General features: G+C 45.4%; 9 protein-coding genes. 2 read left to right on the forward strand and 7 right to left on the reverse strand.

The features are described 5' to 3' along the window. The 4 genes from D6856_RS13625 to D6856_RS13640 form a co-directional block, all read right to left on the reverse strand. The gene (locus tag D6856_RS13625; protein ID WP_092250586.1) at window positions 1-270 is read right to left on the reverse strand and encodes a hypothetical protein; all 270 of its coding nucleotides are present in this window, start codon (window positions 268-270) and stop codon (window positions 1-3) included. 35 nt (window positions 271-305) lie between these two features. Next, window positions 306-1,322 (reverse strand): UDP-glucose 4-epimerase GalE, encoded by a 1,017-nt coding sequence (gene galE / locus D6856_RS13630; RefSeq protein WP_120687350.1) that lies wholly within the window; start codon window positions 1,320-1,322, stop codon window positions 306-308. Between the two features lie 43 nt (window positions 1,323-1,365). Next, window positions 1,366-2,595, reverse strand: coding sequence for a UTP--glucose-1-phosphate uridylyltransferase (locus D6856_RS13635; protein ID WP_120687351.1), 1,230 nt, complete (start codon window positions 2,593-2,595; stop codon window positions 1,366-1,368). A 149-nt stretch (window positions 2,596-2,744) separates the two neighbouring features. Next, the gene (locus D6856_RS13640; RefSeq protein ID WP_158588959.1) at window positions 2,745-4,472 is read right to left on the reverse strand and encodes a GH25 family lysozyme; all 1,728 of its coding nucleotides are present in this window, start codon (window positions 4,470-4,472) and stop codon (window positions 2,745-2,747) included. A gap of 189 nt (window positions 4,473-4,661) precedes the next feature. Here D6856_RS13640 and xylA point away from each other — a divergent pair, with 189 nt between their 5' ends. Beyond that, window positions 4,662-5,984 (forward strand): xylose isomerase, encoded by a 1,323-nt coding sequence (gene xylA, locus D6856_RS13645; protein WP_120687353.1) that lies wholly within the window; start codon window positions 4,662-4,664, stop codon window positions 5,982-5,984. A 140-nt stretch (window positions 5,985-6,124) separates the two neighbouring features. On the opposite strand, the gene D6856_RS13650 is transcribed toward xylA, so the two are convergent. The 3 genes from D6856_RS13650 to D6856_RS13660 all read right to left on the reverse strand — a co-directional run bounded on the left by D6856_RS13650 (window position 6,125) and on the right by D6856_RS13660 (window position 12,048). Beyond that, window positions 6,125-7,606 (reverse strand): L-fucose/L-arabinose isomerase family protein, encoded by a 1,482-nt coding sequence (locus D6856_RS13650; RefSeq protein WP_120687354.1) that lies wholly within the window; start codon window positions 7,604-7,606, stop codon window positions 6,125-6,127. Window positions 7,607-7,761: 155 nt separating this feature from the next. Then, on the reverse strand, window positions 7,762-9,882 hold the full coding sequence (locus tag D6856_RS13655; protein WP_120687355.1) for a glycoside hydrolase family 3 C-terminal domain-containing protein: 2,121 nt from the start codon (window positions 9,880-9,882) through the stop codon (window positions 7,762-7,764). A 162-nt stretch (window positions 9,883-10,044) separates the two neighbouring features. Next, the gene (locus D6856_RS13660) at window positions 10,045-12,048 is read right to left on the reverse strand and encodes an alpha-glucuronidase family glycosyl hydrolase (protein ID WP_120687356.1); all 2,004 of its coding nucleotides are present in this window, start codon (window positions 12,046-12,048) and stop codon (window positions 10,045-10,047) included. Between the two features lie 117 nt (window positions 12,049-12,165). Here D6856_RS13660 and D6856_RS13665 point away from each other — a divergent pair, with 117 nt between their 5' ends. Beyond that, on the forward strand, window positions 12,166-13,059 hold the full coding sequence (locus D6856_RS13665) for a helix-turn-helix transcriptional regulator (protein WP_120687357.1): 894 nt from the start codon (window positions 12,166-12,168) through the stop codon (window positions 13,057-13,059).

Here is a 13,059-nt window from a genome sequence, read left to right on the forward strand (position 1 = left end):
TTAAAAATCCTCTTCTAAAACCTGAATCTCCATGTAGTCGAAAGACACTTCTTCTATAAACGCATCCTTCGTAAATCTGCACTTATTGTGAAGTTGAAAATCCCTCACTGTGGTATCAAGCCAGATAGGCTTGGAAAGATCCATCTCATAACAAGCCTTCTCTATGGCATTCATAACCTTGTGAGTGCGCGTATCAGCGCTGTCATCGCAAACAACCATGTCATTTATCAAATGATTGTCATCGATAAGTCGAACCCATAATCTAAACATATTGCTCTCCGTGCGGATTTATTTTAGTCTCTGAATCAGTCGTCATATCCGTTGGGGTTCTGACTCTGCCATCTCCATGAATCTTCGCACATCTCTTTGATTCCGTACTGAGCCTTCCATCCAAGCTCTTTTTCAGCCTTGGCTGCGCTTGCATAGCAAGTGGCGATGTCGCCGGCTCTTCTTCCTTTTATAACATATGGAATCTTCTTACCTGTAGCAGCCTCGAAATTCTTAACGATATCAAGAACGCTGTAGCCGTTACCTGTTCCGAGATTGTAGATATTAAGACCGCTTCCCTTTTCAAGCTTCTTAAGTGCCTTAACGTGTCCGAGCGCAAGATCCACAACATGAATATAATCTCTGACACCCGTTCCGTCAGGTGTGTCATAATCATCACCGAATACGCTGAGCTGTTGAAGCTTACCAACCGCAACCTGTGTGATGTAAGGCATAAGGTTGTTGGGGATTCCGTTGGGATTCTCACCGATCGTTCCGCTCTTATGTGCTCCGATGGGATTGAAGTAACGAAGAAGTACTACATTCCACTCGGGATCTGCCTTCTGAATATCTGAAAGAACCTGCTCAAGCATAGACTTGGTCCAGCCGTAAGGGTTTGTACATGTTCCCTTGGGGCATTCCTCTGTGATCGGTACAAATGCGGGATCGCCGTATACAGTAGCGGATGATGAAAAGATAATGTTCTTGCATCCGTGCTTTCTCATAACATCCACAAGTGTGAGTGTTCCCGTGATGTTGTTGTCATAGTATTCCCAAGGCTTCTCAACCGATTCGCCTACAGCCTTAAGCCCCGCAAAGTGGATAACTCCGTCAATCTTTTCTTTTGTAAAGATCTCCTCAAGTCCCTCTCTGTCTCTGATGTCTGTCTCATAGAAAGGTACTTTTTTACCTGTGATCGCCTCTACTCTCTTAAGACACTTGGGGTTAGCATTTACGAGGTTGTCCATTACAACCACGTCATAACCTGCATTCTGAAGCTCAACAACTGTGTGTGAACCGATAAATCCTGCTCCGCCTGTAACTAGTATTGCCATTTTATTTTCTCCTTGATCGCTTTGCTTGTCGCAAAATAATTTCTTATAACTCGATTCCGTTCTTCTTGCAGAGCTCTCTTGCAGACTCTACGGAATCAATGCCCTCTTTATTCTTGATGGGCGCAAATTCATGCTCTCTCACAACCTCATAAGGAAGGCAGCTGTCGAGCATGTGGATCATATCAAGAACAAGCTGCTCAAACTTACATCCGTTGGGTTTCTCGGGCTTAATGAGATTAGCATTCTCATCTATATAAGGAATCTTCTTCTCTACAACGTGAAGAGGAAGAGTCTTCTGAGCTATGTCATAAAGAGCTTTCTCATTAAACAGATAGTTGAGAATAACTCCATAGTTGTATGCGGGATCGCCGTTCTCGTCCTTGGCGTCCATCATCTCCTGTGAAAGCTCGTAATACTCTACGATTGAAGGCATGCCGTCCTCAAGACACATAACTCCGACCTTCTCATCGGGAGCATTCTTTCTTACAACCTTTGCTCCGCAAGCAACACCTGCATTAACCGTCGCTCCTACAAAGCAAGGATCTGCGATTCTCTGAAGTACGTTATCAACCGCAAATATATCGATCCATTCAATGCCCTCTTTGAGGATCACGTCGCGAAGACCTGCCTTAAGCATTGATGAATACCAGCCTGCGTTACCGTTTGGAGAAGTAGAGATTCTGTTCTTACTCTCCATATAAACCTTTCCTTCATAGTCGGAAGCAGGTGCCATATCCTGTTTAAAGAATGTAACCTTATCCTCGGGATATCCGAAGAACTTGTGCTCCTTAAGGAAGTTAACGGTAGCGTCGTTGTTCTTTTCACTTGTCATGATAAAGAGGTGGATGTAGCTTCCGTCAGCCTGTTTAACAGTGTCTAACAAGTTCTCAATAATTCTCTGGAAAATATAAACGGGCTTTGTAAGTCCGATGTCATACATTCCCTTGGGGTTGTCGGAACCAAGTCTTGTTCCCATTCCGCCTGCCAAAAGAACTGCAGCAACCTTGCCTGCTTTTATTGTCTCAACACCGATCTTCTTAAACTCGTCTTTTCTTTTTTTTATCTCTGAAACCTGCATTGCGGCGAGAGGTTCGAACTTACCTCTTCCTGCACTGTGACCTAAGTTCTTACAATTCTCAAGTACCGCAAAATCAGTATCTTCTATCTGCTGTAAGAGTTCTGCTTTCTCACTCTCGGAAAGCTCGTCGTAATATTTCAGCACGTGTGTCTGTCCGTACTGTTCAAGTTTCTTTTTTGCTTCTTCAAAATTCATGTTACCCTCCAATGGCTATATAATTTTTCTCAGCCGTAGACTATATTATACTACAATTTCAATAAAAAAGAATGTCAGCTTGTGCCATAAAAATACGCCCCTCGCAAAAGCGAAGGGCGCTGAAAATCACTATATTCTAAACTGTTCTATCAACCCTGTGCAGGTGCTGCAGGAGCTGCATTGGCATCTGCGGGAGCAGCCTCAGGTGCTGCCTCGGGTGCAGGCTCTGCTACGGGTGCGGGTGTTCCGGGAACCCAACCTGCGGGATCTACAAGGACACCGTTCTTATCAAATGTGCAAGGCACGTTATCAAGAGGTGCGCTTACGTTTGCAAGCATCTTGCCGTTGTTGGCATCGAAGTAATGCCATCCGTCGGGAAGCTCTACCCAACCTACAACCTGATGTCCGTCTGTAGGATCAAGATAATATACACCATCCTGAAGTCCTGCAAGACCAACAACCATCTTGCCGTCTGCGCCGAAGTAGAAGTTACGTCCCTCGATCGCATTCCAGCCTGTTACCATCTTTCCGTCAGGTCCGAAGTAGAATCTGTTTGCAAGATCTCCGGTCCAGCCTACCTGCATAACGCCGTCCTCTCCGAAGAGATAGTTGGCATTCTCAATAGTCTGAAGTCCTACAACAGCTGTATGTGTATCAGGTGCGAAGTAGAAACGCTGTCCCTGCTCGTTGGAGAACCATCCTGCGACAGCTGCTCCGTCTGCGCCGAACATGTACTTACCTGTCTCAATTGCCTGCATACCTGTCTGCATTACACCGTTTGGAGCAAAGAGATAAAGCTTATCGCCTACCTGAGTAAGTCCTGTGCGCATTATGTACTGCTCATCGAAATAATGTCTTCCGTCCTCAAGGTCAACAAATCCTCTCTGGCAAACACCGTTGGGATCTGTGTAATATACTGTTCCGCCAAGGTTAAGAAGACCTGTGCGCTTAACACCGTTCTCATCAAAGTAATAATGGCCGCCTTCGATATCTGCAAAACCGGTCTGTGCAAGTCCGCCTGCTTCAGGATTAAGGAAGAATACTCCGCTCTCATCCTGGAACCAACCTGTCTGTACAACACCGCTTGGATCTGTGTGATATCTCTGTCCTTCAAGGTTGAGCCATCCGAACTGCTTACGATAATTGTTGTAATAGAATGTCTGTCCGCCTACGTTATTGAATCCCACGGGGATAATACGTGAGAAATAGTCGGAATAAAGATGGTTAACATCTACACGTCCCGCAATACCGGGATATGATCCGCTGCTTGATGACTGCCACATTACGTAGTCACCCGCATACTCAAGCTTATCACTGTACTGTGCGATCCACTTGGGCGCTGATACAACCGGCATTCTGTCTCTGTACCAGTTTCTGCTGGCATATACCATTGACTCATAGCCGGCACCGTTGATAATTCCGCAGAATGTATCTGCGATAGCCTGAAGCTGCTGAGCATTAAGTCCCTTCTGACATGAATCTTCTATATCTATAGCAATGGGGAATGATACCGAATAAGGTGCTACCCACTGGAGAACCTGATTGGCCTCCGCTGCAGCCTGCTCAGGTGTTGTTGCATATGAATAGATATAGATACCTGTTCTAATGCCTGCCGCATTTGCTCCATTAATATTGTTTACAAACTGCTCATCAAGTCCCTTCTTGGTAGTTCCGACTCTGATCATTGCGAACCTTACACCGGCTGCCTTAACCTGTTGCCAGTTGATACCACCCTGGTACTTGGATACGTCGATACCTGTGGCCACTTCCGCGCCTGCCGCATAGGAACTTACACCTGCAACAGGAGACAGAAACAGGGTTCCTGCCAAGATCGGCACTACGCCCTTTGAAAGAATTGCTCTGGTCACTCTCTTCATTAATACTTCTCCTCTCCTCATATTTTGTATTTTCACATTAACCAGAAAAAATTATAACATGAAAATGTGTCCATTTTTTTATTAAAACAATATTTGATTAAAAAAAAGCATTTTCTAAACTAGACTATCTTATTCGGTTAGCATATGCTAACATTATGATAACGCAGAAAACACAGGAGGTATTTTCAAATGAGTGAAATTTTTAAAGGTATTCCCGAGATTAAATTTGAGGGAAAAGACAGCAAAAATCCATTAGCTTTCAAATACTACGATCCCAAGAGAGTTATTATGGGTAAAACAATGGAGGAGCACCTTCCTTTCGCTATGGCTTGGTGGCACAATCTCGGCGCCAACGGTGTAGACATGTTCGGAAGAGGCACAGCGGATAAATCCTTCGGAGCAAGCGAAGAAGGAACAATGGAACACGCTAAAGCCAAGGTTGATGCCGGTTTTGAATTCATGAAGAAGCTCGGTATCAAGTACTTCTGCTTCCACGATGTTGACCTTGTTCCCGAAGCCGATGACATCAACGAGACCAACAGACGCCTTGATGAGATTTCTGATTACATCCTCGAGAAAATGAAAGGCACAGATATCAAGTGTCTCTGGGGAACAGCAAATATGTTCAGCAATCCCCGTTTCATGGCAGGTGCCGGAAGCACTTGTTCAGCCGACGTATTCTGCTTCGCAGCTGCTCAGGTTAAAAAAGCTCTCGACATCACCGTTAAGCTCGGCGGCCGCGGATACGTATTCTGGGGCGGACGTGAAGGATATGAGACTCTCCTTAATACAGATGTAAAGTTCGAGCAGGAGAATATCGCAAAGCTCATGCACCTTGCTGTTGATTACGGCAGAAGCATCGGCTTTACAGGCGACTTCTACATCGAGCCAAAGCCGAAGGAGCCCATGAAGCACCAGTACGACTTTGACGCCGCTACAGCTATCGGTTTCCTTCGCCAGTACGGTCTTGATAAGGACTTCAAGATGAATATCGAAGCTAACCACGCCACACTTGCTCAGCATACCTTCGAGCATGAGCTCAGGATCAGCGCCATCAACGGAATGCTCGGTTCAATCGATGCCAACCAGGGCGATCCGCTTCTCGGATGGGATACCGATGAATTCCCTTGCAACGTATATGACGCAACAATGGCAATGTATGAAGTACTTAAGTCCGGCGGACTTACAGGCGGATTCAACTTCGACTCTAAGAACAGACGTCCCAGTTACACTTATGAAGATATGTTCTATGCATTCATCCTCGGTATGGACACTTTTGCACTCGGACTTATCAAAGCTGCAGAGCTCATTGAAGACGGACGTATCGAAGAATTTATCAAAGAGCGTTATTCAACATTTGAGAGCGAGATCGGTAAGAAGATCCGCCAGGGCAACACCAGCCTTGCAGAGCTTTCCGATTATGCTTGCAACATGAAAGCTCCCGCGCTTCCTATCTCAGGAAGACAGGAACTTCTTGAGAGCATTGTCAACAACGTTCTCTTTGCCAACTAAGATGTGACAGACGCGTAGATCTTATATCGGCGCGCTTCCTACATACTTTTTTCCATTATGAAAAGAGCGGGACCGAAAGGCCTCGCTCTTTTCTATAGGTTAATTGGTTAATTAGAATATGTCTTGGATAAATAACTAAATTACTTGTTGAAAGGATTCTCTGTAGGATAAGGAAGAGATGCAGGCTGATTGTAGCCGATTGTCTCTGCTCCTACATACTTGAATACTTCGTAAAGAGCCTTTCCGAAGTGGCCGAATGCTACAGCGCCGTGGTGAGGGAAGTTTCCCTCGATAAGTACGTGTCTGTAGAATCTTCCCATCTCAGGAATAGCGAATACACCGATACCACCGAATGACTTAGTAGCAACAGGAAGAACCTCTCCCTCTGCAACGTATGTGCGAAGGTGATTGTCTGATGTGCTCTGAAGTCTGAAGAATGTGATATTTCCGGGTACGATATCTCCCTCAAGAGTTCCCTGTGTAACTTCCTCAGGAAGGTTTCTGGCCATAATTCTCTGGAACTTCATCTCGCAGCTTGAAAGCTTGCCTGTGCATGTATTTCCGCAGTGGAAGCCCATGAATGTATCTGTGTGCTTGTAATCGAACTTGCCCTTGATGCTCTCGTTGTACATATCCTCAGGAACTGAGTTGTTGATATCAAGGAGAGTAACTGAATCGTTACTTACGCATGTTCCGATGAACTCACTGATAGCACCGTAGATATCTACCTCACAAGATACAGGGATTCCGCGTCCTGTAAGTCTTGAGTTAACGTAGCAAGGAACGAATCCGAACTGTGTCTGGAATGCAGGCCAGCACTTTCCTGCGATTGCTACATACTTCTTGTAGCCTCTGTGCTCCTCAACCCAGTCAAGAAGTGTAAGCTCATACTGAGCAAGCTTCTCAAGGATTTCAGGCTTCTTGTTGCCTGCGCCGAGATCCTTCTCCATGTCCTTAACAACATCGGGAATTCTCTTGTCGCCCGCGTGCTTGTTGAAGCTCTCGAAAAGATCAAGCTCTGAGTTCTCTTCGATCTCTGCACCAAGGTTGTAGATCTGCTGAATAGGTGCGTTACAAGCAAGGAAGTTCATAGGTCTGGGACCAAAGCTGATGATCTTGAGATCACGAAGACCAGCGATAGCTCTTGCGATAGGCACGAACTCGTTGATCATCTTAGCGCATCCCTCTGCTGTTCCAACGGGATACTCAGGAATATATGCCTTTACGTTACGAAGGTGGAGGTTGTAGCTTGCGTTAAGCATTCCGCAGTAAGCATCTCCTCTTCCGTCGATAAGGTCATTCTGTGACTCCTCGGCTGCTGCACAGAACATGATAGGTCCGTCAAAGTGCTTAGCAAGAAGTGTCTCTGAAATTTCAGGTCCGAAGTTTCCAAGATATACGCAGAGTGCGTTACATCCTGCCTTCTTAATGTCCTCAAGAGCATTGACCATGTCAATCTCACTCTCGATGATACAGATAGGACACTCATATACGTCCTTATCATTGTAGTTTTTCTTGTATGCTTCAACCAAAGCTTTTCTTCTGTTTACTGCAAGAGATGCAGGGAAACAGTCACGGCTGACAGCAACAAGACCGATTTTTACTTCAGGTATGTTGATCATAAAAAATCCCCTTTCTTTTGCGCGTTTTGCGCTATACCTTTCTTGTCCTTCTTTATATCAAGAGTTGCCAAACTCTCTAAAGAACTAATTAAATACAGTTATTTTTTCATGCCATACACTGTATAAATGACATTATACCACTTCCGGCCGAAGCGTTAAATCTGAACTTCTGCCTTTACGCAAGTTTTTCCCGTGAGCTCTTTTGATCTCTCATCAGGCTGCATTGTTCCGGCAAAAATATCGAATTTCTTGGAAAAGATCTTTCTGTTTCCGTCGTTGTCTACCGATGTAAATGCCTTGTCTTTTACAAAGACAGTTATCTTCTCCGAAGCGCCCGCCTCAAGATGAACTCTCTTGAAGCCACAAAGGCAAGGATTGGGAATAGCAAGCTCGAATTCCTTGTCCTTGATGTAGAGCTGAACTACATCGTCAGTTGCAACTTTGCCTTCGTTGGCAACGGTAACGGTAACTTCCGCACCCTCTACAGTTCCATCGGAAGACTTCTTAACGGCTACATCGATGTCCTTGCATACTACATCGCCGTATGTAAGACCGTACCCAAAAGGATAAAGAGGTTTACCCTCAAAATATCTGTAGGTTCTGTTCTTCATTGAGTAATCCTTGAAATCGGGAAGCTCTTCTGAAGAATAGTAGAATGTAACGGGAAGCTTTCCTGAAGGTGATACATCACCGAAGAGGATATCCGCAACATCCTTGCCGCCAAGAGCACCGGGATACCACGCCTGGATTACAGCGCTTGCCTCGTCCTCAGCCTTGGAAAGGTTGATGGCACTACCTGACATATTGATAACGATAGTGGGCTTGTTCATCTCAAGTACTGAGTTGATGAGCTGTCTCTGAGGCATGGGAAGGTTGAGATTAAGCTTATCTCCCGATGCGAACTGGTTACCTGTATCGCCCTCTTCTCCTTCGAGTGTCTCATCGAGACCTACAACCACTATAACTACATCCGAATACTCGGCAACAGCCTGAGCCTCTGCGATTCTGTCAGAACCGTTGGGATCTGAAAGTGCACTTGCATTGGTCTGCCAGAGGTGACTACCCTCTGAATAAAGTACTCTTACATCATCGCCGACCTTATCCTGGATACCTTCAAGTACAGTGATATATCTTGAAGATGTTCCGTGATAGTTACCGATAAGTGCGCTTCTGGAATCCGCATTGGGTCCAACCACACCGATCGTCTTTAACTTGTTCTTATCAAGAGGAAGCAATCCGTCGTTCTTGAGAAGTACGATACCTTCCTTGGCAGCCTTGTGAGCTACCTCAAGGTGATCCTTACTCTCAACTACAGTGAACGGGATCTCATCCATCTCTGTCTTATCAAACATTCCGAGAAGGAATCTTGTTGTAAACAATCTCTCGCAAGACTCTGTGATAACGCTTTCTTCAACAAGTCCTGCTCTGTATGCGTTCATAAGCTTCTGGTATGTACATCCGCAGTTAAGATCGCATCCCATCTCAAGCGCAAGTGCAACCGACTCCTCGGGAGTTCCGGTAACCTTGTGATTCTCATGGAAATCTCTTACAGCCCAGCAGTCTGAAACGAAGTGTCCTTCGAATCCCCACTTGCCTCTGAGAAGATCTACCATAAGAGGTTTGTTTGCGCAGCAAGGCTCGTCATTGGTTCTGTTGTATGCACCCATAACAGCCTCAACATCTGCTTCCTTAACGCATGCTTCGAATGCGGGAAGGTATGTCTCTTCAAGATCCTTGGCTGAAGCCTTGGCATTGAAATAATGTCTCTCGGCCTCGGGACCTGAATGTACAGCGAAGTGCTTAGCACAAGCTGCTGCCTTCATATACTCTCCGTCGCCCTGAATACCTTTGATAAAAGGAACCGCGAGAGTGCTTGTAAGGTAAGGATCCTCACCGTATGTCTCGTGTCCTCTTCCCCATCTGGGATCTCTGAAAATATTAACGTTGGGAGCCCAGAATGTAAGTCCCTTGTAAATGTCTCTGTCTCCGCGCTTGGACTGCTCGTTGTACTTAGCTCTTCCTTCGAGGGCGATGATATCACCGATCTCCTTCATCATATCCTCATCAAAAGCCGCAGCAATACCGATAGCCTGCGGGAACATTGTTGCCGTGCCGGCTCTTGCAACGCCGTGAAGCGCCTCATTCCACCAATTATAAGCCGGAATACCCAATCTTTCGATCGCGGGGGCATCATAACGAAGCTGAGACGCCTTCTCCTCAACGGTCATCTTCGCCACGAGCTCTTTTGCTCTTTTTCTTGCCTCTGTTCTGTTCATTAATCCACCTCTTAATTATGTTGATATTCCTAATACGATTCAGATTACATGTATAAACATTGTACTGATGATCAGATCACTATTCCTATCATTTAATGCTTTTTACATCTTGAATTATGCGAAAGAAAGGAGCGAACAAAATGCCCGCTCCAAACCGATGATTTAATATATCTTTCTTCCCTTCTCATCGGGAATGTCGCTCTTCCTATAGAAATATGAGTTGATCTGATCTCTCCACTCATTGGCATTCTCGACCTGAAGTCTGAACCTTTCCGTTACTCTCTCATATACGTCTTCGGGCACCGCTCCTTTTAACGATTCCCACTTTTCCATCAGCTCTTTTGCCTGACATGCCCCTTCAAAATGCGAATCGTAGATGTACTGAATAAGAGTCTGTCCGCTCTTTAGCTTGTAGGTATAAGGTATTCTATGGAAGAAAAGAAGCAGCTCCTCGGGGCAGGTATCGGGATCGTTATACATATCCGCATTCTTCTTATAATACTGCTGCGCATATCCCGTTCCCTTATCGCTTCTGTCAACGCCTATCGCATGATGATCGGCTCTATGATAGGTTCCCCACCTTGAATATTCATATCCGTCAACGCTTGGTCCGTAGTGCGTATTGGGTGTCACCATCCATCCGATTCCGAGAGGCGCCGTATACTTCTCGTAAATATCTCCCGAATCAAGGAGCATACCCACAAGCACGTCCTCGGATTTTTTATCCATTGAAGATGCGTAAGTAAGGCGAACCCACTCTCTTGCTATATCTTCAGCCGTAAGACTCATGTCATAAGCAAGTCTTCCAAAGCCGTATAGATTGGCTGCGGCAAGATCGTTGCCTGTCCAGTTATAGTCATTACCCGTATTAATAACAGCTGCAAATCCGGCGTTCTTATTGCCCATCGTCTTACCGCTTATAATGTCGGCAACCGTATCGCAACCTTCTTTGCAATAAGTATGGAAGCCCAATACTTCCTTAAACCACGGAATTAGGTAAAAGAGATCTATCTGATGTCCGGTGTATTCCTGCGCGAGCTGAACCTCAAGCATCTGATTGGTCTTTGTAAGTCCACCAAGAAGCGGCGATACAGGCTCTCTTACCTGGAAGTCCATGGGTCCGTTCTTTATCTGAAGGATAACGTTGTCGCGATACGCTCCGTCAAACTCCTTGAAATAGTCATAGCCCGCTCTCGCTCTGTCAGTCTTATAATCTCTCCAGTCCTGAGTGCAGTTGTAGACGAAGCATCTCCAGATGATGATTCCGCCAAAAGGCTCTACGGCATCCGCAAGCATGTTTGCTCCGTCAGCCTGCGTTCTTCCGTAGGTAAAAGGTCCGGGTCTTCCTTCGGAATCTGCTTTTACAAGGAAGCCTCCGATACCGGGGAGCTTTTCAAATACTTCTTTTGCCTTGTCTTTCCACCAGGAAATGACTGTCTCATCAAGAGGATCGCAGGTATCAAGCCCTCCAATCTCGATGGGAGAAGCGAAGTTGATCGTTAGATACAGCTTTATTCCGTAATCCGCAAATATATCCTGCAGCTCTTTTACCTTGTCAAAAAATCTGTCGGTTATAAGATACGTCGCCGCGCCTTTTACATTGACGTTGTTTATTGCGATCGCGTTGATCCCGATACTCGCCATAAACCTTGCGTAATCGACAGTTCTGTCATTAATGATTATTTCGTCGTTTTCAAAAAAGAATGATTCTCCGGAATAGCCTCTCTCTATGCTTCCGTCCATGTTGTCCCAGTGATTCATCATTCGAAGCGGGTTTGACGGAGAAGATTTCTCATTAACACTTTCAACAGAAACACCCATAGCTATTTTTCTAAGAAGCGCAAATACTCCGTAAAGGATTCCGTTTTCATCGCCTGCCTTTACAGTAATCTCGCTATCCGTGCAGGCAATCTCATAACCTTCTTTTACGACAGATGATTCTCTGACAAAAGAGATCTCTTTTGCCGAATCTGCATTCGCAGAAGCACCTGCTGCCACAAGCTCTGTTCCGACAAGCCCCTTAAGGCCCCTTCCCAGCTCTTTTGCCGCACTTTTTATGATCCTGTTTTCGGCGTCAAATCCTTCAATTATCAGAGTCCGCGTGCCACCAAGCTCGGTAATCCTGTCATATGAAAGCCAAAGATCTGACCACTTCTTTTTTTCCATCAAAAAAATCCTTTCAGTTTACGAAAATTTACGAAAATATCTAGCTACTATTTTGAGTGTTATATGGTAAAATACTTCTGTAATTTACAGTAGTTTACACGCAAGGAGTATCCTCGTATGATACATGATATCAACGAACAATCCCGCGAAGATATCTATTACGATACGCAAAAAGGTGTGCTGTTATATCACAACACTCTGAGCGAGTATCCGACCCATTGGCACAATGAGATCGAGCTCATCCTGCTATTGTCGGGAACGCTTCGCGTCAAATTTCACAACGATAAATCAACAGTGATAAATTGTGTGCCCGGAGACATCGTAATGGTCGCTCCCGGAACACTTCATGAATATCTTTCCGAGTCAGATGGCGGAGAAAAGCTTATTCTCCTTTTCGACATCGGCGGATACTCTCAGGTTTCATCTCTTGTTCCGCTTCTTAAAGCAATGCCTGCTTATGTTCATATCAAGCAGGAAGAATATCCCGTTGAGACGGCTCGTCTCCAGAATTACTTCTGGGAGATCGACAGACTCTACGGCCAGCGAGATGAATTCCTTCAGATCTCAGTTTACTCACTTGTTACTTTAATACTTGCGCAGATAGGAAGCATGCACTTAGGCGACACAAATCTTGCGAAAAACACCGCCGATCCTCAGCGCAAGAATATAGATAAGCTTGTTGCGGTTACCAACTACATCGACTCACACAGATCCGACGATCTTACGGTTGAGCAGCTGGCTGAGCTTGCAGGCTTTTCCAAGTTCCACTTTGAAAGACTCTTTAAGAACTACATGGGTATTTCCTGTTATCAATACATCACCAAGCGAAGAGTCATGATGGCTCAGGAACTCCTCGGCGATACGGATCTCTCGGTCATGGATATCGCGCTTCAATCCGGTTTCTTTAGTCTTTCAACCTTCAACAGGGTGTTTAAAGAGATCAACAAATGTTCACCCACTGAGTTTAGAAAGCTTTACAGGACGGGAGCAGACTTTACTCCCGCCACCTGA

The organism is Butyrivibrio sp. XB500-5 (assembly GCF_003625505.1).
Classification (GTDB): Bacteria; Bacillota; Clostridia; order Lachnospirales; family Lachnospiraceae; genus Butyrivibrio.